The organism is Francisella orientalis FNO12, assembly GCF_001042525.2.
In the GTDB taxonomy this organism is placed as follows: domain Bacteria; phylum Pseudomonadota; class Gammaproteobacteria; order Francisellales; family Francisellaceae; genus Francisella; species Francisella orientalis.
Genome location: NZ_CP011921.2, coordinates 1185470 through 1204978, shown reverse-complemented (window position 1 = coordinate 1204978; position 19509 = coordinate 1185470). Strand labels below are relative to the sequence as shown.

Sequence of the window (19509 nt, the reverse complement as noted above, 5' to 3'; positions counted from 1 at the left end):
ATGGATTTTATTCCTTATGGAAGACAAAATATATCTGCAGATGATATTGAGGCTGTAATAGATACTCTAAAGTCGGATTTTTTAACGCAGGGGCGGGTAGTTGTTAATTTTGAAAAGTCTGTCGCAAGGTATTGTGGAGCTGAGCATGCTTTCGCTGTGGCAAATGCAACATGTGCTTTACACTTGGCATATTTGGCATTAGGGGTTGGTAAGGGAGATATTGTTTGGACATCGCCTAATACATTTTTAGCTACTGCTAATGCTGCTATCATGTGTGGAGCAGATGTTGATTTTGTCGATATTTGTCCTAGAACTTATAATATGTCTGTTGAATGTTTAGAACATAAGTTAATTGAGGCAAAAAAGATTGGTAAATTACCAAAAATAGTGGCTCCAGTACATTTTGCAGGACAATCATGTGATATGCAACAGATACACTTGTTGTCAAAGGAATATGATTTTTCGATAGTTGAAGATGCAGCTCATGCTATTGGTGGTAGATACCTTGATAAGCCAATAGGATCTTGTCAATATTCTGATATTGTAATCTTTAGCTTTCATCCTGTTAAGATCGTGGCTACTGCAGAAGGTGGTATGCTGATGACAAATTCTAGTGAGCTTGCAGCAAAGATAGGTTTATTGAGAACTCATGGGTTGACTAGAGATGAGTCTCTAATGACAAAAGAGTCAGAGGGTCCTTGGTATTATGAGATGATAGATTTAGTCTACAACTATCGTATTACAGATATGCAGTGCGCACTTGGTCTATCACAAATGTCTAGGCTTGATGAGTTTGTAGCAAAGAGGCATGCTGTATTAACGAAGTATGAGAAGCGATTGTCTAATTGTTCAGAAGTTGTTTTGCCACATCAGTTTGACAAAAGCTATTCAGGATTGCATCTATATCCGGTAGTTGTTCCAGCTAACAAGAGAAGAGTGATGTTTGAATATCTTCGTAATAATGATATAGGAGTCAATGTTCATTATATACCTGTATATATGCAGCCTTACTACCAAAAGATGGGATTCAAGAAAGGATACTGTCCTAATGCAGAAGCATATTATAATGGGGCAATAAGTTTGCCTATGTATCCAGATTTGACAGGTGAGCAGATAAAGTATATTTGTGAACGAATAAAAAAGTCTCTTAATAAAGTAAATAAGGACAGTTTATGAAAAAATTTAAAACTGAACAAGAAGCTTTTTGGCCAGATCCAAAATGGGCTGTAGAATACATAAAGCGTAACAACCAAGATGTAATTAAGGATAACATAAAGGTTTTTTCCGATATTCTTTCATCAATGACCAATGTTTCTAGTGTCATTGAGTTTGGCTCAAACATAGGACTAAATCTTCATGCAATAAATAGTTTATCACAAAATATGGATATTTCCGCTATTGAAATTAGCCAAGATGCAGTGAATGAACTGAATAAATTAGAATTTGTAAAAACCGTATATCATGAGTCTTTCTTAGATATTCAAATAGACAGGCAAAGAGACTTATCTTTAATAAAAGGGGTCTTGATACATATTAATCCAGAGTTTTTAGAATTAATTTATGAAAAATTATATAAATTTTCTTCTAAATATATAGTTATAGCAGAATATTATAATCCAACTCCTGTAACGATTCCATACAGAGGAAATAATGAGCGACTTTTCAAAAGAGACTTCGCTGGAGAGATGCTGATAAATATCCTGATTTGGAATTAGTGGATTATAAGTTTCACTACCATAGAGATAATAACTTTCCACAAGATGATATAACATGGTTTCTTCTTAGAAAAAAATGAATAGATACTCTAATGTCGTAATAATACCAGCTAGGGGTGGAAGTAAGAGAATTCCTAAGAAAAATATTAAAGATTTCCATGGTAAACCGATTATTTCCTACTCTATCGAAGCTGCTATAAAATCAAATTTGTTTGATAGGGTAATTGTATCTACAGATGATGATGAGATTGCAATTGTTGCGAAGCAGTATGGAGCAGATGTTCCGTTTGTAAGACCAGTTGAGTTAAGTAATGATTTAGCTGATACTCAGTCAGTAATTGATCATGCTATAAGGTTTTTAGTATCTAATGATGAAAGATATGATTATGTATGTACTATATATGCTACAGCTCCATTCCTACAAGAGAAATACTTGGTAGATGCTTACGAAAAGCTATCTACAAGTGATGCCATTAATGCATTTTCTTGCACTAGTATGCCATTTCCTATTCAGAGGATATTTAAAATCACAGATGAAAATAGATGCAAAATGTTTTGGCCTGAAAACTTTTCAAAAAGAAGTCAAGACTTAGAAGAAGCATTCCAAGATGCTGGACAATTTTATTGGCAAAAATTGACATTAAATAAAGAACAACAAAATTATGATGTTCTATTTGGCAAAACAAGTATACCTATAGTTCTACCAAGATATTTAGTTCAAGATATTGACACATTAGAAGATTGGAAAAGAGCAGAGTTGATGTATGGAGCTTTAAAAAGTTCAGGAGAAATCTAATGAAAGCTATAATTAGAGCTGATTCTTCATCAAGTATTGGCACTGGTCATATCATGAGAGATCTTGTATTAGCAACTCAGTTTGATGATGTAACTTTTGTAACAAGAGACTTACCTGGTAATATTAGCTTCAAGATTATAGAATCTGGTTATAGTGTTGAGATTATTAGAGATAACAGCTTACTTGAGTTTATCAAAGTAGTTGAAAAACTGAACCCTAATATAGTGATTCTAGATAGCTATAACTTAGATTATGATTTTGAAAGAGCTTTTAAAGAAAAATACTCCTATATCGAACTTATGGTTTTAGATGATACTTATGAGAGGCATTATTGTGATATTCTTTTAAATCATAATATTAGTGCTGATGAAAATAAATATAAATGTCTAGTTCCTGAATATTGTGAAATGAGATGTGGCTCTAAGTATACTTTACTGAGACAAGAATTTTATGATTATAAAAATAAGTCTAAACCTAAAAATATAATACCTAAAGTCTTTGTCGCTATGGGTGGAGCTGATCATAGCAATAAGAATATAGAAATATTGAGAGCCATTAGTGAAGTTGGCGGCATAGAAGTAAACTTAGTGACAACAATAGCAAATAAGAATTTAGAACAGTTGGTAGATTACTGTAAAGATAAAAATTGGGTTAACCTGCATATTAATTCTACTAAAATGGCAAGATTAATGCATGAGAGTGATTTTGCTATTGTAACGCCTAGTGTCACAGTTAATGAAGTATGTTTTTTGAACCTTCCTCTAATAGCTATTAAGACAGCTGAAAATCATCAAGATATATTTGAATACTTGTCAATCAATAGCCATTATGTATTAAATAAATATGATAGTAATTCTTTAAAGAGATATATTAAAGTGCATAAAGAAAATGTTGTAGTAGGTTGTGAACTATATGATTTTGTAGATATATCTCGACAAGAAAGCTTAAAAATTTTATCGTGGCGTAATCATCAGTTGGTACGTAGTAATATGTATAATACAGATATAATATCTGATGATGATCATTTAAGTTTTGTAAAAAGTCTGAGTGGGCATCAAGAAAAAAAATACTTTATAGTTAAAAAGAATAGTGAAGATATTGGAGCAAATGCTATCAAACTACAAACATATAGTGCAGATACTCTAACTTTGAATTCTGAAAGAGAAGATTTTATAATTAAAGGCGGAACTTTATGGGATTCTCAAAAGCTATATGACTTATATAAAGAAGCATATTTGCCATGGGAATGGCATGAGGAGTTATTTAGATATGCTAGAGAAATTGGTATAGATATTTTTTCATCGCCATTTGATAAGTCAGCTGTTGATTTTCTTGAACAATTTAACCCTAGTGCGTATAAGATAGCATCTTTTGAAATAACAGATTATGGACTTATTAGATATGTTGTCTCAAAAGGTAAACCAATAATTATATCAACAGGAATTGCAACTATTGATGAGATACAAGATGCTGTAAATATCTGTAGAGAAGCAGGTAATAACGATATAGTATTGCTTAAGTGTACTAGCTCGTATCCGGCGCCGCTAGAGGATGCTAATCTAGCGACGATACCAAACTTAGCTAATACATTTGGAGTTGTTGCAGGATTTTCTGATCATACTTTGGGTATCACAGCACCAGTCGTAGCTACTACTTTAGGAGCTAGAGTAATTGAGAAACATTTTATATTAGATAAGTCCATAGGTGGTCCGGATGCTGATTTTTCTCTAGATAAGGATGAGTTTGCAAATATGATATCTGAAGTAAGAAATGCTGAAAAATTATATGGTAAAGTAGACTATACACTTACAGAAAAGAAAAAGAAAAGTAGGCAGTTTGCTCGTAGTTTGTATGTAGCAAAAGATATCAAAAAAGGTGAAATATTTACGGAGGAGAATATTCGTAGTGTAAGACCTGGATATGGTATGCATCCTAAATATTTGAATGATATCTTAGGTGAAACTGCAGAGAAGGATTATGCGTTTGGGGATAGGTTTTTGAATATGTTGGCTAGCGATATATAATGAAATACAACTTACAAAAAGAATTATTTAGTAAAATATTAAAAAATATTCCTGAATATGCGCCAATGGAACTCATATCTGAGATTGATTATTATGGATTTTCAAAATATTTGGCTGATAGGCTAGGTATAAAAAAACTTATAGTAGAGGAATCAATTGGAAGCATGGATGGATTTTTGCTTCACCTAAGTATATAGAGTAATTTGTTATTGATAAATATGCTAGAGTTAATTTTGTTGCTAATATGCAACAGCAAAACTTTTTGGATAGCGAAGGAGTTAAATCTATAGTAGTAGGATTACCTTTTGCTTATGTTAATCAGTATGATATAAAAACTAATAAAATTAAAAGAATACCGAGAAGCTTGTTAATAATGCCTCCTCATTCTTTACCATATACAAATCATTCGTTTGATGAAAAAAGATACATTGATGATATTCTCAAAATTAAAGATAAATTTGATATTGTTGTTGCGTGCGTGCATAGATCTTGTTTTGATAAAGGATTGTGGGTTAAAATTTTTGAGAAATATAATATTCCAATCATAATAGGAGCAGATGTAACAGATAAAAGTGGACTTCTTCGGATGAGTCGGATTTTTAGGTCTTTGAATATGTAACATCAAATACTATAGGATCACATATTTTATATGCGTCATATGCTGGTTGTAAGGTATCAATTTATGGGCAGTATATGGAATATTCTAAAAATGACTATATTGAAGATCCTTTTTATAAAAAATTTCCTGATTTACTAACTTATAATTTACAGTTTTCTAGTTTTAATTCAATAAGACAAAAATACGCTTTTCTTTTTAAGCTTCCATATCTTGCAGAAACTAATATATATTGGGCGCAAAATGAAATTGGGCAAGACTGTATGAGAAACATAAATGAAATAGCAAATATTTTGGGTTGGACAGGGTATATAAAATATATTAATCTGCTCAGACATGGTTCTAGAAGTTATCTTGAGAAAAATAAATATTTATATATGATAATTAAAAAAATAAAGTTATTTTTTTGTTTTAACAAATGAAATTGTCATATTGATGATTCAAGAGATAAGAATGCTTAAAAAGATATTGAAGATAAAAAGAATGCTAAAATCTTTTCAAAACTATGAAGAAAGATTTAATAAAATTGATTTGGCTTTGGGGCGAATTGAGTCTAGACAATGTAGAACTCTTAATTCAAAAGATATTGGAGATAATGAATTTAAAGTATTTTCTCAGTGGGGAGAAGATGGAGTAATTCGATTTTTAATTGATAATATTGATATTAAAGAAAAAACATTTATTGAGTTTGGTGTTAAAAATTATACAGAATCAAATACAAGATTCCTATTACAAAATAATAATTGGAGAGGTTTGGTTATAGATGGGTCAGAAGAAAATATTTCTAACATAAAAAATGATTCTATTTACTGGAAGCATAATATTAAGGCAGAATGTACATTTATTACAAAAGATAATATAAATCAATTAATAACAAAAAATGGAATTCATGGAGAAATAGGAATTTTATCAGTTGATATTGATGGTAATGATTATTGGATTTGGGAAGCGATAGATTGTATTTCACCTGGTATTGTAATTTGTGAATATAATAGTCATTTTGGTGATACCTATAAAGTAAGTGTTCCTTATGATGCTAAATTTGTAAGAAATACTAAGCATTATTCAAATATATATTATGGAGCTTCAATATCAGCCCTTGATTTTTTAGCAAAGAAGAAAGGATACAGTCTTATAGGCTCTAATTTAGCTGGGAATAATGTTTTTTTTGTTAGAGATGATCTTGTGTCAAAATTTAATGTTTTAACTCCTGAAGAGGCATATAAGCAATTTCAGTTTAGAGAAGCAAAAGATGATGGTGGAAAATTAACTTTTAGTAGTATTGAAGAGAATTTAAAAATAATTTCTAGTCTAGATATAGTGGATGTTGAAACTGGTAAATTTTCGAAAATTAAAGATCTATTATGAAAAAAATATTAATAACCGGAGCTAAAGGATTTTTAGGTTCAAATATTTCAAAATTTTTTAAAGAACGTGGATATCAGACTTATGAGATAGGAGATGGTAGTTTATCTATAAAAGAATCACAAAGTATAGGTTTAGATTATTGGCAAAGTGGAAATATTTCAATAAAAGCTATACTAGAGTTTAAGCAGATATTTGATATTATTATTCATTGTGGAGGGAGTGGTTCTGTTGGTTTTTCAATAGAGAATCCTTATCAGGATTTTAAAAAAACAGTAGATGGAACTTTAGAGGTTTTGGAGTATATGAGAGTTTATAATCCTAAAGCTCAACTTATATATCCATCAAGTCCAGCAGTACAAGGAGAGCATACAAATACACCAATTAAAGAAGATTATGTAGGGAAGCCAGCATCTCCTTATGGATATCATAAAAAAATAGTAGAAGACTTATGTCAGAGTTATTCAGAAAAATATAGTTTAAAGATTTCTGTAGTACGTCTTTTTTCAGTTTATGGTAATGGGCTCAAAAAACAACTTTTATGGGATGCATATAATAAAATAAGATATTCTAGTAAAGAAGTGGAGTTTTGGGGAACTGGTGAAGAAACAAGAGATTTTATTCATATAGAAGATGTTTTGATTATTTTTTTAAAACTTTTAAATATCAGTGAGCAGTTTATTATACTTAATGGTGGAACAGGTTTAAAGTATACTGTTAGACAGGTGGTTGAGATTGTTAAAAATCTAGTAAATCCTAAAATAAGTATTGAGTTTAATAGGAAAGTAAATATAGGTAATCCTATATATTATTGTGCTGATATAACTAAGCTTAAAGAAATATGTAGCAGTCCAAGTATTAAGTTTGAGTATGATATAGTGGGCTATATAGACTGGGTAAAAAAAATAAATGATTAGAGTAGGATTTGTGATTGATTTTCCTAATGAATGGATAGGGGGATTGAATTATTTTAAGAACTTATTATATGCGATAAATAAGTATCAAAAGAGAAATATCGAAGTATATGTTTTTCTTTCTAAAAACTTTGATGACCATGAGAAACGAATTTTTCAGTAATATGCTACTGTAATAGAGGATACGATTTTTAACAGAAGAAGCTTTAGATGGTATGTTAATAAAATCTTTAATAAGTTTTTTAAATCAAACTACTATCTCGAGCAATTATTTAAAAAATATGATATGGATATTCTTTCTCATTCCCAATTAGTTAATTTTAAGTCTATTAAAACTATTAATTGGATACCTGATTTTCAACATATCCATCTAGAAAACATGTTTTCTAGTGATGAAATTAATTCCAGGAATAAAAATTTTAGAAATCTAATAGAAAATAGTGAGAAAATTGTTCTAAGTAGTTATGATGCGTTTTATGATTATAAAAAATTCGCTTCAGATAATATAAAAAAGGCGGAAGTTTTGCAATTTGTTTCTCAGCCTAAAGCTACATATTTTAATATGGATGAAGAGGATTTTAGACTGATTGAAAGAAAATATAATATAGATAGACCTTATTTTTATTTGCCTAATCAATTATGGAAACATAAAAATCATTTATTAGTGTTTGAAGCTATAAAACTGTTAATTAAAGATGGCTTTAACATATTGATAATTTGTAGTGGTAGTTTAGAAGATTATAGAGATAAAAATTACTATCATGAAATAAAAAAATATATTACAAAGAATGATCTTGGAAATTATATAAAATTACTAGATTTGATAGATTATAAAGATGTTTTCTTACTAATGAAATTTTCAATAGCAGTTATTAACCCTTCTTTATTTGAGGGGCGGAGCTCAACTGTAGAGGAATGTAAAAGTATAGGTAAAAATATGATCTTGTCCGATATTAGTGTTCACAAAGAACAGTATCCGGAAGCAACATTCTTTGATTGTCATAGCGCTATCGAACTTAAATAGGTTTTAGCTAACTATGATTGTGAAATTGAAATAAAATTTAATCAAAATATCTTAGATGAAAGGACCAAGAAATTTGCCAAGACATATTATGAAATTATACGGAAGATAATATAGTTAGTATTTTTTGAATTTTCTAAAATAAATTAAGAGAGATAAGTTTAAATAATGTGTTTAAATTTGAGAAACATAAAATTCACAGTAATAACGGTCTGCTATAATTCAGAAAAAACTATACAAAGAACTCTACAAAGTATTAAAGATCAAACTTATAAAAATATTGAGTATATTATTATTGATGGTAGTTCAACAGATAAGACTTTAGAGATTATTTCAAATTATAAAGATATAATCGATGTATTAATCTCGGAACCTGATAATGGTATCTACGATGCTATGAATAAAGGTATAAGACTAGCAACGGGTAATTATATAGGCTTTATAAATTCAGATGATTATTATGCTGATAATATTTTTGAAGAGTATAACAAAGCTTTGATCAAAAAAAGCTATGACTTTATTTATAGTGATAGTGTCTTTTTAAATTATAAGCAAAGTTGTATATCAAAAGGTATAGATTTCGGTACGAAAAAGTTTTTCAAACATTTGAATAATTATCAACCTTTCTGTCATCAGACTCTTTATATTAAAAGAGATGTATATAATTATCTTGGATTTTTTGATGATGATTTTAGAATAGCTGCTGATTATGATTTTTTTCTAAGACTTGTTAATTCACATAAAAATTATAAGGGCTATTATCTTAATATTCTTGGTTGCTATTTTTCAATTATTGATGGTGCAAGTTCAAATTTTATTAAAGCAAGGCTAGAAGATAAAATGTAGAACAAATAATGGTTATTCTATGATAAATTCTCTGTATATTTTCTTAAAGCTGTGTTTCTTTTATTATCTTCAAAAAATACCATTTATGAAGAAAGTTAAACATTTGATAAAGAGACAAGAGATGGTTAAATATCAGAATAAGGATAATTAATGTGATTGTTGGTATAGATGTGTACTCTTTATTAAAAACAAATATGGCAGGTGTTAGTAGATATACTTTAGAGATGATTAAGGCTTTATCTAAAAATACTAATGTTTCTATAATTCTTTTTTCACCACAAAAATTACAAAACGATATAAAGAGTCAATTAGATAGTAATATTAAGATAGTTGAATTTAATTTATCAAATAAGGTGCAGCATATTTTCTGGTATCTTTTTTTACATAAGATTATTTCAAAATACAATTTAGATTATTTTTGAGGACCTTCTCATAAACTTCCTAAAAAACAAAAGGATATAAAGTATATAGTTACTATTCATGATTTAGTTTACAAAGTTTATCCAAAGACTTTAATGAGGAAAACAAGGCTTTTAGATACTTTTAGAGTACCTCATTCCATTAAAAAGGCAGATATTATTTTGACTGTGTCAGATTCAACAAAAAATGATATTATAAAATACTTTGGGGATAATAACAAAGTTCATAGAGTATACTTAGGTAATAGTTTTACTAATGTGAAAACAAGAGAGAGTAATATAGGGCAAAAATATATTCTTTTTGTAGGAACTATTGAACCAAGAAAAAATATTGAAAACTTAGTAAGAGCTTATTCAAAACTGCCACAAGATATTAAAAATAAATATAAATTGCTTATAGTTGGAGCAAAGGGCTGGGGCAAAGTTGATTTAGATAGTTTATTAGATTCTTTAAACTTAAATGCTAATATTAAAGTTTATAATTATATAACTAATGAAGAGCTAGCAAGTCTCTATAAAACTGCTAGTTTATTTGTTTATCCTTCATTGTATGAAGGTTTTGGTTTACCGATTCTAGAAGCTATTAGCTATGGAGTTCCTGTTATATGTTCAAAAACATCATCTATATCGGAAGTGCTAGGTGATGCTGGTATTCTTATAGATTCTCAAGATTATTATAGTGTTGCAGAGGAAATCCAAAAAGTTTTAGATAACGATGATTTACAAAGTCAAATGTCTATGATGTCATTAATGAGATCTAAATATTTCTCTTGGGATGAAGCAGCAGCTGAGATGTATGATATATTAGTTTCTGAGATGTTATAATGTCTGCAACTTTAGTCTAAATTATTAATTAATAATGAAAACCTATATATTTGACTTAGATAACACACTGTATCCATATAATAATGGCTTATTTGATACTCAAATGGCGAGAATGAGTGATTATATCAAACTAAAACTAAATATCTCAGATACCGACAAAGCTAATATAATTCGTGATGAACTATATTATGAGTTTGGATCTACTATGCTTGGTATGATGCGTTATCACAATATTGAGCCAAAAGAGTTCCTTGATTATATTGATAATATTGAGATTAGTCATTTCAAGCCAAATGAGAAACTAAATAAATGTATTAATGATTTGAGAAAAAATAATCGTACTTATATTTTTACTAATGCTCCTAATTTTCATACTTATAGAGTTTTAAAACAGTTAGGTTTAGATGATAGTTTTGATGGTATCTTAACTATAGAGGATACCGGCTTAGTTTCCAAGCCAAAGACTAAATATTTTGAGATAGGACGAGAGAAGCTTGATATTGATTTTACCAATGCAATTTTCTTTGAAGATTCATCACACAATTTAGTACCTGCCAAGCATTTAGGGATGCAAACAGTATTAGTCCATGCAGATGATCATAAGTCAGAGGCTAATTTTTATGATAATCAAGAAATAGATTATTATGTTGCCGATGTTGAGTCATTTTTTGAGGGCAAATACTTAGCTAGGAGATAACAGTAAATAATACCGTCATCCTGAATTTGATTCAGGATCTCCTAGATAGGGCGTATGTTTAGAGATTCGTTCATACGAGAGAATTACAAAAATGTATAGTCATATCCGCGCAGGTTGGTATCTTTAGGCTGGTGGTTATGATTTATGAGATTCCCATTTTCATGGGAATGACGTAGTGAAAAGGAAGGAGGCGAAGAATAGCTTCAAAATTAAGTTACCAAGGTGTAACTGTAATTTTTTTATCCAACCCACAATTCATTTTTGACTTTATTCTTTCAAGACTTTCAGATGTTTGTAGACCAGATTTTGCATCAGAGTGCTGTATCACATGGCTAGAATTAATTAGAGCATACTTAATAGCTTCTTCTATAGGTTTACCTTTGTAAATATTTGCACAGAATGTTGAGCTAAATGAGTCGCCTGCACCAAGAGTGTTGACAACATTATTAATTCTCAAAGACTCACTATGATATATTTTATCTTTAGAGGCAGCATATACACCATTAGCGCCATCTGTCACTACAATTATTCTTACACCCAAATCTAAACAGATTCTAAAGAAATCTTTCAATCTAAAAGTAGCGTTTAAGAAATCACTTTTTCCTTCAACAAGAGGAGTTTCAAATATGTCTTTAGATTCTACAATATCTTTATCATTGGAAGATAATAGCGATAACATTAGCTTTTGAGCTTCTTGAAAATTTAATACGAGAATATCTATGCCAAACATTGAATCTTTGATAAAACTTTCTCCAACACTAAGTTGGCTAGAGCCTGGATTGATAGCTACTTTTGTATTATGGTCAGCGGCTAATTTAACTATTTCAGGTAATCTAGCAGCAGAAGATTTGCTCAGAGATGTGATATAAATAAAGTCACTATCTATAATTGCTTTAGAAGGCAAATCATTTTGTAGGATATCTTTGTTTGCGCCCCTGTATGCAAAAATTGTTCTATCCCCACTTAGTGTTGGTACTACGTAAGATGTTGCTGTGCCATACTTATCAGAGTAGCGAATATTAGAGATGTCAATCCCAAGTTCTTTAAGCTCATTGCTTATCTGTTCACCAGCTATATCTTTACCAATTTTGCCAAAGAAACTAACGTTAATATCCTGTTTTTTGAAAGAAACAGCAGCATTAGTTGCACCACCACCTGAAAAAGATTTTTGTTCAGTTACTTCAATTTTTGCGCCTTCTTCAAGTAGCATAAAAGATTGAGTAGTATCTTTCTTTTGCATATTCATAGTGAACATTTCTTCATATTCTATGATAGTGTCAAGAGTCGCCCCTCCAATTGTAAGTGCTTTGATATTTTTCATCTTAAGATAGTTAATTTAAGTAATAATATTTATTGCATAGCATATCATCAATGACTATAAGGGTAAATAGTATTAACTGCATATCAATTTATATGCTAAAAATAAACCTTTTTTATAGAAATATGTCCAATTAATTAGTATTATTTTAACAAAATATTATTACTCACAATTTTTATATATTATAAAGGAGATTTCCAAGATGCCGTCAAAGCCAGTGAAAAAAGATCACCGTGGATATATTATGCCAATCGGTGGTGGAGAAGATAAATTTGCAAGCCCTACGGTATTAGAAAAATTTGTTGGGCTTTCAGGTGGAAGTGAAGCAAAAATAGCTGTTATCCCTACAGCATCGAAGTTACCAGATACAGGAGATATCTATGTTGATATTTTCTCTAAAATGGGAGTCAAAGATGTCTATAATCTAAAGATAGAAACTCGCTTAGATGCGACTACTAATAAAGATTATCAGGATCTACTTGCACAAAGTACGGGTATTTTTATGACAGGAGGTAATCAGCTTCTACTTTCTACTACTCTTGGTGGCACTCTGATAGCGCAACTTATTCGTAGATTGAATGCAAAAGGTGTTAATGTTGCAGGTACATCAGCAGGAGCTGCTTTTATCTCTGGCTTTATGATTGCAGGTGGCCAAGCAGGCCTTATGCCAAGATGTAATATGGTAAACCTTGCTCCTGGGCTGGGTTTAACTAACAAATTACTAGTAGATCAGCATTTCTCTCAAAGAGATAGACTTGGTAGACTTTTAGCAGCGTTATCATACAACCCTTATATGGTTGGTGTTGGTATTGATGAGGATACATCAGCATTACTAAATTCTGAGAATGTGATAGAGGTTGTTGGCTCAGGTATGGTAACTATTATAGACTTCTCTCATCTTAAGCATTCATCATTACATAATGCTCGTAATAATGCTCCAATCAGTTTAGTTGATATTCGTATGCATATGCTTTTAGAAGGTCAGAAATTTGATCTTAATACTTGTCTAGTAGAGTTCTAATATTTTTCTTTATTTTAATCTGTTTGCATCCTAATTATTTAATTAACTTCAACTATATTTGTTGTATGAGATTTTGAGCATCTTAGATATAATCATATTTAGATACACAATATTAATTTGAAATTGGAGCTGTTATGCAAAAGATTATAATTCACTGTGGGTGTGGAGCTAGAGAGGATAAAAACACATCATTTGGCGATTATCATCAACATTTATTGCCAATTATACAAAAAGCCTATAATTACCTAAAAGATATAGATGATGCAAATGAGGCAGCAGTTTTTGCAGCAAAACTTCTTGAGGATGATGAGATATTTAATGCCGGTACAGGTTCAAGGGTACAGCAAGATGGACAAATTAGAATGTCGGCATCTATAATCGATAGCCAAAAACAAAAATTTGCAGGTGTGATAAATATTCAAAATATAAAAAACCCCATAGAAGTTGCAAATAAATTAATGCAACAACATCATAGTATTTTAGGTGGAGATCAAGCAACCACATTTGCCCATGATGTGATGGGGTTACCAACATATAATCCAATGACTGAAAAAAGATACCAAGAATACTTACAACTAAAAAAAGGCTATACAGGAACAATAGGAGTTGTTGCTCTTGACTCTAAGGGTAAGATCTGTGCAGTTACTTCAACTGGGGGGGCAGGCTTTGAATATCCTGGTAGAGTAGGCGATAGTCCAACTGTTGCGGGTAATTTTGCTAATGAATATATGGGTATATCATGTACGGGTATTGGCGAACATATCATCAACCAAGCAGTAGCGGCAAAAATAGCAACTAGAGTTAAAGATGGAATGTCATTATCACAAGCAGTAGATAAATCTATAGCAGAGAGTGATGTTTATGGTGATTATGTAGGTCTTATAGCTATTGATAAGCAGGGAAATATTTGTTCAGGATCTACTTCAGTAGCACAGACATTGTATGCTTATGCAGATGGTAAAAATATAAAAACATTTTATGAAGAAAAAATGTAATAAAATACATATAAAAGTGTTGACTTGAGCATATATGTGTATGTATAATGCATGTCATTGGCCTGATAGCTCAGTCGGTAGAGCAGAGGATTGAAAATCCTCGTGTCGGTGGTTCGATTCCGCCTCAGGCCACCATTAGTTTAAGATTGTCGGAGCATAGCGCAGTTTGGTAGCGCATCTGGTTTGGGACCAGAGGGTCGGGGGTTCAAATCCCTCTGCTCCGACCATTTTTTGATGCGTCTGTAGCTCATCTGGATAGAGCATCGGCCTTCTAAGCCGAGGGTAGCAGGTTCGAATCCTGCCAGACGTGCCATTACATTGTTAAAAATATAGCAATTTGTAATGGTGGTTGTAGCTCAGTTGGTAGAGCCCCGGATTGTGATTCCGGTTGTCGTGGGTTCAAGTCCCATCAATCACCCCAGAATATTGCGGACGTGGCGAAATTGGTAGACGCACTGGATTTAGGTTCCAGCGGGCAACCGTGGGAGTTCGAGTCTCCCCGTCCGCACCATAATTATTATTTTCCTATTATTGATCTGGTGTATATTTTTCAAAACCAATTTTGTGATTGAAATATCTCGTTTTTAAATATAAAGTATAATTCTTAATTCTATAAATTTTTTATAATAAATGAATCGTTTTTCAAAAAGGCACATTTTTTTTGCTTCAGCAAGTACCATTGTTGAATGGTATGATTTTATGCTTTTCGCATATCTAACACCTGTTATTGCTAGCGTGTTTTTTCCAGATTTTAGTAAATATACTGCTATATTAATGACTTTTGGGGTTTTTGCCGCAGGATTTTTTATGGGGCCAATTGGCAGTGTTATTATGGGTAGTTTTGGTGATCGGTTTGGTCGTAAGAAAGCACTGATAATCTCCGTAGTCATGATGATATTGCCAATGTTTGTAATTGTTACTCTCCCAACATATCAGACTATTGGAATGTTAGCTCCTGCTATACTAGTTTTGATGAGATTACTTCAAGGATTCTCTATCGGAGGATCATATGGTGGTGTTATGGTCTTTATGATCGAGTCTACAAAACCTGATCGTCGAGGGTTTATTGCAAGTTTTGCTACTATGTCTTCTGGTACAGGTGTTTTTTTGGCATCATTGGTTGCGATGATTTTATTTGGTGTTTTTAGTCAAGAAATTCTTGATTTATGGGGGTGGAGAATTGGCTACGTAATTGGTCTGATTCTTGCTTTACTTGCTTTAGTGATGAGATTGCTAATACCTGAGAGTTATTCTTTTGAGGAGTTAGAAGCTCAGGGAGATGTTTCAGCAAAGCCAGTAAGAGAAATGTTTAGTATACAAAAAACCCCTTTGTTTTTTGCGATTGCTTTATCGGCATATGCAAATATTATGTATTACTTGGTACTCTCATATCTGAGTAGCTACTTTATTGAGCTTAATTATTCAGAGTTTTTTTCTTTAGCAATAGTGACTATATTTAGTCTGATTTTTTCTTTTTCTGCACCTTTGTGGGGATATTTAAGTGATTGTCTTGGTAGAAAACCATTAATAAAGTTCTCTATTATTATTTATCTGATTTTTTCATATCCTAGTTTTATGATTATGGGAATGGGCATTGCGTCACTTGTTCTCTCAATGATTGTTCTAAGCGTACCTTTGATGACAATATGGGGTGCATATGGGGCAGCAGCTCCTGAACTCTTTAATACAAAATACCGCTATAGTGGAAATGGTCTGAGTTATAATATTGGTAATTCTTTTTTTGGCGGGACTATACCATTCGTAGCTACATTACTAGTTGTATCTACAGGCAGTTTACTGGTGCCCGCATGGCTCCTTATCATAGCTTCTATAATCATGGCACCTATATTATATTTTATGCCAGAGACAAGGTATATAGATGTCTAAATAAAATTAAGTTTAATATTGTTACTGCATATATTTAATAATATGGATGTTATAATTATTAGTGATTTTTGTTACGCATGAGGTGGCTGTTTTGGATTTTTGGTTAATCATAATAGTATTTGTAATTTTATGTTTGTATCTTATAGTAGAAAATATTGTACATAACGTTAGTATCAAGAGTATTCCTATTAGGATTCATGTAAACGGTACTAGAGGTAAATCAAGTGTTGCAAGATTGATTGCTGCTGGAGTTAGGGCTGGAGGTTATAGGACTGTAGCAAAAACTACTGGTACATTGCCTAGATATATTAATGTAGATGGAACAGAAACACCTGTTTTTAGAATTGGTTTTAGCAATATTGCTGAGCAAGTCAAAATAATGTTTAAAGCAAGACGTGCGAAAGCGGATGCTATAATAATTGAATGCATGGCTCTTCAACCGTTACTTCAATCGTTATGTGAATTGAAATTAATTAAAGCAACTCATGGTGTTTTGACAAATGCTCGCCCAGATCATCTAGATGTGATGGGACCGACAGAGCGAGATGTTGCTAAGGCATTAGCTGGCACAGTTCCTGTGAAATCTAAGTATTTCACAGCAGAAAATGTACATATTGATTTTTTTGAGTACGCTTGTAAGGATAGAACAACAGAGCTTTTTGTGGCTACAGCAGCAGATGCTGAGTTGGTTTCTGATGATGAAATTAATAAATTTGTATATTCTGAATTTAAGATAAATGTTGCCTTAGCTCTAAAAGTAACTGATGATTTAGGGATCCCTAGGGAAGTCGCTCTTAAAGGCATGTGGGAGACGACTCCAGATCCTGGTGCAATGACTGAGTATAACTTTGACATTAATAGTTCAGAGATGAATTTTGCTAATGCTTTTGCTGCTAATGATCCTGTATCAACGAAAATGCTATGGGATAAGCTATACAGCAAATATCAGTATTGTGATAAAAAAGTATTAGTTGTTAATTGTAGAGACGATAGAGAAGATAGATCTAAGCAGATTGCTGAAGCGATACTAAACTGGGAGAAGCCTGATTTGGTAACTCTTATTGGTACAGGTACAGATGTGTTTGTGTCTTTTTATAAAAAATATTCTAAATCTTTGGGTATTAAGCCAGCTCAAGTCACAGTGTGTGAAGATATGCAGCCGTTAGAGATTCTAGAAAAAATTAATGTAACTCAACCCGCTGATACATATATGCTGGTAGGTGTTGGTAATATTAAAGATATTGGTATGAGCTTAGTTGACTATTGTGATCAGAGTCACAAACAAAAACATGGTTTATAGTTTTTAAATAAATAGGAGAAAGTATGGATCCATTAACGCTCTCGATAGGTATTGGTCTTATTGTTGGTTTAGTTTTTGTATCACTGTTAGGATTATCTACTGGTGGTATGGTTGTACCTGGTTATTTTGCACTAGAAATGGGTGCTCCTGATAGAATTCTAGTAACTATTATTATTTCGATCATAATATTTGGCATAGTTAGGTTTATGTCAAAATTTATGATTATCTATGGTAGAAGAAGGATAGCTATAACAGTTCTTTTATCATTTATACTAGGTACAGTTTGTAATATGTTGTTTTCACAATACTTAACTACGAGCTTTTACTCTAACCAGATTCAGGTCATTGGATATATTATTCCAGGACTTATAACTTTATCAATAGATAGACAAGGTCTTATAGAAACAATAGGATCTTTATTAATCGCCTCTATTATTATACGTTTGTTACTAATAGTTTTGATTGGACCTCAAATAGTAGGAATATAATATGAAAACGATGTATTGGCACCGTAAATTTTTATCTAGATATATCATATTGTTTTTAAGTGCTTTTATGATTATATCTTTGTACATAGTCGAGAAAAATCTGGTTGTTGAAACTAAAGGTTATACACAAAAGTTACAAGCAGCAGAGTTGACAGAAGAAGCATTTGACTTAACACAACGATATTTTATGTCAAAAGGTTATTTATGTAAGTCAATGGGTGATGTATCTTGTACTGGATTGATAGGTTTGTCGATGACGGAGATAACTACAGATTCTGGTGACCTATATGCAAAAAGATCCTCAGTAAATCCAAATATGGCAGCTATTTTTGTGCAATGGTTAAGTCAGCTTAATCTAAAAGAGGGGGATACTGTTGCTGTACAAGAGACGGGATCTTACCCAGCATTAGATATAGCAATGCTATCAGCTATCAAAACACTGAAGCTCAAACCTTTGATTATATTTTCAGCAGGAGCATCACAATTTGGTGCAAATAGACCAGGATTTACATGGCCTGATATATATAAAAATTTGGTTGAAAAAGGAATATTTGATTTTGATGTTTTAGGAATTACTCTAGGTGGATCTCATGATAATGGTTATGGGATGACTCCAGGAGCTATACTTAAATTAAACGATGCAATTAAAAGAAATAACTTCAAAGTAATCAATATTCCATATAAAGACTCTACAAATACATCTGTTGTAAAACGTTTAGAGATGTACAAAGAATCTGCTGGTGATGATAGTATAAAAGCCTATATAAATGTCGGTGGTAATATGGCTTCGATAGGTTTGAAGCAACCAAAAGTTAAAGTTGAAGAAGCTGATAAAAAGTCAAAAGTTGATAAAAAAGCAACTAATTTAGCTTCTAATGATCAAGTTCTGAAAATACATAGTTTTCCTACAGGTGTTACTGCTAAACTTCCTCCAGAATATAGTAGTGTGAATTCTGTTGCGGTTAACTTTTTGAAAGAAGGTATTCCAGTGGTAAATGTAAGAGATATAAACTCTAGCATTATTAAGACATATGGTATGGCTTATAATCCTACAACAGTTGTACCACCTGGACAGGGCGTGGTTTTCTCTCAGAAGAAGTATAATACAGCTTTAGCAGCTGCATTACTTATTATAGATATTGCGCTAATAGTATTTATGGCGTTTATTTCAAGAAAATATCTAATTTCTTTCAAATCAAAGTAGTTATAAATTGCTTTGGTCTTTAATTCAATTTATTATTTAATTAAATATTAGTAAAAAA

The 19509-nt window shown here is 31.4% G+C and carries 22 protein-coding genes and 5 tRNA genes; 26 read left to right on the top strand and 1 reads right to left on the bottom strand.

Annotated elements, in window-relative coordinates; genetic code table 11:
• The 15 genes from pseC to FNO12_RS06175 all read left to right on the top strand — a co-directional run bounded on the left by pseC (nucleotide 1) and on the right by FNO12_RS06175 (nucleotide 11238).
• On the top strand, nucleotides 1-1176 hold the full coding sequence (gene pseC / locus FNO12_RS06240) for a UDP-4-amino-4,6-dideoxy-N-acetyl-beta-L-altrosamine transaminase (RefSeq protein ID WP_014715515.1): 1176 nt from the start codon (nucleotides 1-3) through the stop codon (nucleotides 1174-1176).
• Nucleotides 1173-1715 (top strand): pseudaminic acid biosynthesis-associated methylase, encoded by a 543-nt coding sequence (locus FNO12_RS06235; protein ID WP_014715516.1) that lies wholly within the window; start codon nucleotides 1173-1175, stop codon nucleotides 1713-1715. Before pseC ends, FNO12_RS06235 begins: the two co-directional genes overlap by 4 nt.
• 76 nt (nucleotides 1716-1791) lie before the next feature.
• The gene (gene pseF / locus FNO12_RS06230; RefSeq protein ID WP_014715517.1) at nucleotides 1792-2511 is read left to right on the top strand and encodes a pseudaminic acid cytidylyltransferase; all 720 of its coding nucleotides are present in this window, start codon (nucleotides 1792-1794) and stop codon (nucleotides 2509-2511) included.
• Nucleotides 2511-4535 (top strand): pseudaminic acid synthase, encoded by a 2025-nt coding sequence (gene pseI, locus FNO12_RS06225; protein ID WP_014715518.1) that lies wholly within the window; start codon nucleotides 2511-2513, stop codon nucleotides 4533-4535. Before pseF ends, pseI begins: the two co-directional genes overlap by 1 nt.
• The gene (locus FNO12_RS06220; RefSeq protein WP_030005676.1) at nucleotides 4535-4732 is read left to right on the top strand and encodes a hypothetical protein; all 198 of its coding nucleotides are present in this window, start codon (nucleotides 4535-4537) and stop codon (nucleotides 4730-4732) included. Before pseI ends, FNO12_RS06220 begins: the two co-directional genes overlap by 1 nt.
• 47 nt (nucleotides 4733-4779) lie before the next feature.
• A complete protein-coding gene (locus FNO12_RS06215) occupies nucleotides 4780-5154 on the top strand; it encodes a hypothetical protein (RefSeq protein ID WP_014715519.1) in 375 nt (124 codons plus the stop codon).
• A gap of 74 nt (nucleotides 5155-5228) precedes the next feature.
• The gene (locus FNO12_RS06210) at nucleotides 5229-5573 is read left to right on the top strand and encodes a hypothetical protein (RefSeq protein WP_014715520.1); all 345 of its coding nucleotides are present in this window, start codon (nucleotides 5229-5231) and stop codon (nucleotides 5571-5573) included.
• A gap of 61 nt (nucleotides 5574-5634) precedes the next feature.
• Nucleotides 5635-6519: a hypothetical protein gene (locus FNO12_RS06205; protein ID WP_041257522.1), complete on the top strand. Its 885-nt coding sequence runs from the start codon at nucleotides 5635-5637 to the stop codon at nucleotides 6517-6519.
• Nucleotides 6516-7433: an NAD-dependent epimerase/dehydratase family protein gene (locus FNO12_RS06200; protein ID WP_014715522.1), complete on the top strand. Its 918-nt coding sequence runs from the start codon at nucleotides 6516-6518 to the stop codon at nucleotides 7431-7433. Before FNO12_RS06205 ends, FNO12_RS06200 begins: the two co-directional genes overlap by 4 nt.
• Nucleotides 7426-7593, top strand: a complete 168-nt coding sequence (locus FNO12_RS09560) for a hypothetical protein (protein ID WP_030005675.1) — start codon at nucleotides 7426-7428, stop codon at nucleotides 7591-7593. Before FNO12_RS06200 ends, FNO12_RS09560 begins: the two co-directional genes overlap by 8 nt.
• Nucleotides 7594-7716: 123 nt before the next feature.
• The gene (locus FNO12_RS06195) at nucleotides 7717-8454 is read left to right on the top strand and encodes a glycosyltransferase (protein WP_041257400.1); all 738 of its coding nucleotides are present in this window, start codon (nucleotides 7717-7719) and stop codon (nucleotides 8452-8454) included.
• A gap of 165 nt (nucleotides 8455-8619) precedes the next feature.
• On the top strand, nucleotides 8620-9297 hold the full coding sequence (locus FNO12_RS06190; protein WP_014715523.1) for a glycosyltransferase family 2 protein: 678 nt from the start codon (nucleotides 8620-8622) through the stop codon (nucleotides 9295-9297).
• Between the two features lie 152 nt (nucleotides 9298-9449).
• Nucleotides 9450-9719 carry a glycosyltransferase family protein gene (locus FNO12_RS06185; RefSeq protein ID WP_014715525.1) on the top strand — a complete coding sequence of 90 codons (270 nt, stop codon included), beginning with the start codon at nucleotides 9450-9452 and terminating at the stop codon, nucleotides 9717-9719.
• A gap of 36 nt (nucleotides 9720-9755) precedes the next feature.
• Nucleotides 9756-10541, top strand: a complete 786-nt coding sequence (locus FNO12_RS06180) for a glycosyltransferase family 4 protein (RefSeq protein ID WP_331243397.1) — start codon at nucleotides 9756-9758, stop codon at nucleotides 10539-10541.
• A 34-nt stretch (nucleotides 10542-10575) separates the two neighbouring features.
• Nucleotides 10576-11238 carry a pyrimidine 5'-nucleotidase gene (locus FNO12_RS06175; RefSeq protein WP_048349214.1) on the top strand — a complete coding sequence of 221 codons (663 nt, stop codon included), beginning with the start codon at nucleotides 10576-10578 and terminating at the stop codon, nucleotides 11236-11238.
• A gap of 214 nt (nucleotides 11239-11452) precedes the next feature.
• Here the strand turns inward: FNO12_RS06175 and FNO12_RS06170 are convergent, their stop codons facing one another.
• Complete coding sequence (locus tag FNO12_RS06170; protein ID WP_014715528.1) at nucleotides 11453-12559, bottom strand: carbohydrate kinase family protein; 1107 nt, start codon at nucleotides 12557-12559, stop codon at nucleotides 11453-11455.
• A 199-nt stretch (nucleotides 12560-12758) separates the two neighbouring features.
• On the opposite strand from FNO12_RS06170, the gene FNO12_RS06165 reads away from it, so the two are divergent.
• The 11 genes from FNO12_RS06165 (at nucleotide 12759) to pgsW (ending at nucleotide 19451) form a co-directional block, all read left to right on the top strand.
• Nucleotides 12759-13577 carry a cyanophycinase gene (locus FNO12_RS06165; RefSeq protein ID WP_014715529.1) on the top strand — a complete coding sequence of 273 codons (819 nt, stop codon included), beginning with the start codon at nucleotides 12759-12761 and terminating at the stop codon, nucleotides 13575-13577.
• A gap of 134 nt (nucleotides 13578-13711) precedes the next feature.
• On the top strand, nucleotides 13712-14572 hold the full coding sequence (locus tag FNO12_RS06160) for an isoaspartyl peptidase/L-asparaginase (protein ID WP_014715530.1): 861 nt from the start codon (nucleotides 13712-13714) through the stop codon (nucleotides 14570-14572).
• Between the two features lie 59 nt (nucleotides 14573-14631).
• Nucleotides 14632-14707 (top strand) — tRNA-Phe (locus FNO12_RS06155).
• A gap of 15 nt (nucleotides 14708-14722) precedes the next feature.
• A tRNA-Pro gene (locus FNO12_RS06150) sits at nucleotides 14723-14799 on the top strand.
• Between the two features lie 9 nt (nucleotides 14800-14808).
• A tRNA-Arg gene (locus tag FNO12_RS06145) sits at nucleotides 14809-14885 on the top strand.
• 32 nt (nucleotides 14886-14917) lie between these two features.
• Nucleotides 14918-14993, top strand: a tRNA-His gene (locus tag FNO12_RS06140).
• 7 nt (nucleotides 14994-15000) lie between these two features.
• A tRNA-Leu gene (locus FNO12_RS06135) sits at nucleotides 15001-15083 on the top strand.
• A gap of 119 nt (nucleotides 15084-15202) precedes the next feature.
• Nucleotides 15203-16459: an MFS transporter gene (locus FNO12_RS06130; protein ID WP_014715531.1), complete on the top strand. Its 1257-nt coding sequence runs from the start codon at nucleotides 15203-15205 to the stop codon at nucleotides 16457-16459.
• A gap of 82 nt (nucleotides 16460-16541) precedes the next feature.
• Complete coding sequence (gene pgsB / locus FNO12_RS06125) at nucleotides 16542-17759, top strand: poly-gamma-glutamate synthase PgsB (protein WP_094888848.1); 1218 nt, start codon at nucleotides 16542-16544, stop codon at nucleotides 17757-17759.
• A gap of 23 nt (nucleotides 17760-17782) precedes the next feature.
• Entirely contained in the window at nucleotides 17783-18247 is a 465-nt protein-coding gene (gene pgsC, locus FNO12_RS06120) for a poly-gamma-glutamate biosynthesis protein PgsC (RefSeq protein WP_014715533.1), read from the top strand.
• Between the two features lies 1 nt (nucleotide 18248).
• A complete protein-coding gene (gene pgsW / locus FNO12_RS06115; RefSeq protein ID WP_014715534.1) occupies nucleotides 18249-19451 on the top strand; it encodes a poly-gamma-glutamate system protein in 1203 nt (400 codons plus the stop codon).
• Nucleotides 19452-19509: the final 58 nt, after the last annotated feature.

What these genes read in the sequence shown, in the direction of transcription:
- pgsC (WP_014715533.1), top strand. Translation starts at nt 17,783, where the DNA reads ATGGATCCATTAACGCTCTCGATAGGTATTGGTCTTATTGTTGGTTTA.
- FNO12_RS06175 (WP_048349214.1), top strand. Translation starts at nt 10,576, where the DNA reads ATGAAAACCTATATATTTGACTTAGATAACACACTGTATCCATATAAT.
- FNO12_RS06160 (WP_014715530.1), top strand. Translation starts at nt 13,712, where the DNA reads ATGCAAAAGATTATAATTCACTGTGGGTGTGGAGCTAGAGAGGATAAA.
- pgsW (WP_014715534.1), top strand. Translation starts at nt 18,249, where the DNA reads ATGAAAACGATGTATTGGCACCGTAAATTTTTATCTAGATATATCATA.
- FNO12_RS06195 (WP_041257400.1), top strand. Translation starts at nt 7,717, where the DNA reads ATGGATATTCTTTCTCATTCCCAATTAGTTAATTTTAAGTCTATTAAA.
- pseC (WP_014715515.1), top strand. Translation starts at nt 1, where the DNA reads ATGGATTTTATTCCTTATGGAAGACAAAATATATCTGCAGATGATATT.
- FNO12_RS06190 (WP_014715523.1), top strand. Translation starts at nt 8,620, where the DNA reads ATGTGTTTAAATTTGAGAAACATAAAATTCACAGTAATAACGGTCTGC.
- pseF (WP_014715517.1), top strand. Translation starts at nt 1,792, where the DNA reads ATGAATAGATACTCTAATGTCGTAATAATACCAGCTAGGGGTGGAAGT.
- FNO12_RS06210 (WP_014715520.1), top strand. Translation starts at nt 5,229, where the DNA reads ATGGAATATTCTAAAAATGACTATATTGAAGATCCTTTTTATAAAAAA.
- FNO12_RS06220 (WP_030005676.1), top strand. Translation starts at nt 4,535, where the DNA reads ATGAAATACAACTTACAAAAAGAATTATTTAGTAAAATATTAAAAAAT.
- FNO12_RS06130 (WP_014715531.1), top strand. Translation starts at nt 15,203, where the DNA reads ATGAATCGTTTTTCAAAAAGGCACATTTTTTTTGCTTCAGCAAGTACC.
- FNO12_RS06235 (WP_014715516.1), top strand. Translation starts at nt 1,173, where the DNA reads ATGAAAAAATTTAAAACTGAACAAGAAGCTTTTTGGCCAGATCCAAAA.
- FNO12_RS06215 (WP_014715519.1), top strand. Translation starts at nt 4,780, where the DNA reads ATGCAACAGCAAAACTTTTTGGATAGCGAAGGAGTTAAATCTATAGTA.
- FNO12_RS09560 (WP_030005675.1), top strand. Translation starts at nt 7,426, where the DNA reads ATGATTAGAGTAGGATTTGTGATTGATTTTCCTAATGAATGGATAGGG.
- pseI (WP_014715518.1), top strand. Translation starts at nt 2,511, where the DNA reads ATGAAAGCTATAATTAGAGCTGATTCTTCATCAAGTATTGGCACTGGT.
- FNO12_RS06200 (WP_014715522.1), top strand. Translation starts at nt 6,516, where the DNA reads ATGAAAAAAATATTAATAACCGGAGCTAAAGGATTTTTAGGTTCAAAT.
- FNO12_RS06170 (WP_014715528.1), bottom strand. Translation starts at nt 12,559, where the DNA reads ATGAAAAATATCAAAGCACTTACAATTGGAGGGGCGACTCTTGACACT.
- FNO12_RS06165 (WP_014715529.1), top strand. Translation starts at nt 12,759, where the DNA reads ATGCCGTCAAAGCCAGTGAAAAAAGATCACCGTGGATATATTATGCCA.
- FNO12_RS06205 (WP_041257522.1), top strand. Translation starts at nt 5,635, where the DNA reads ATGCTAAAATCTTTTCAAAACTATGAAGAAAGATTTAATAAAATTGAT.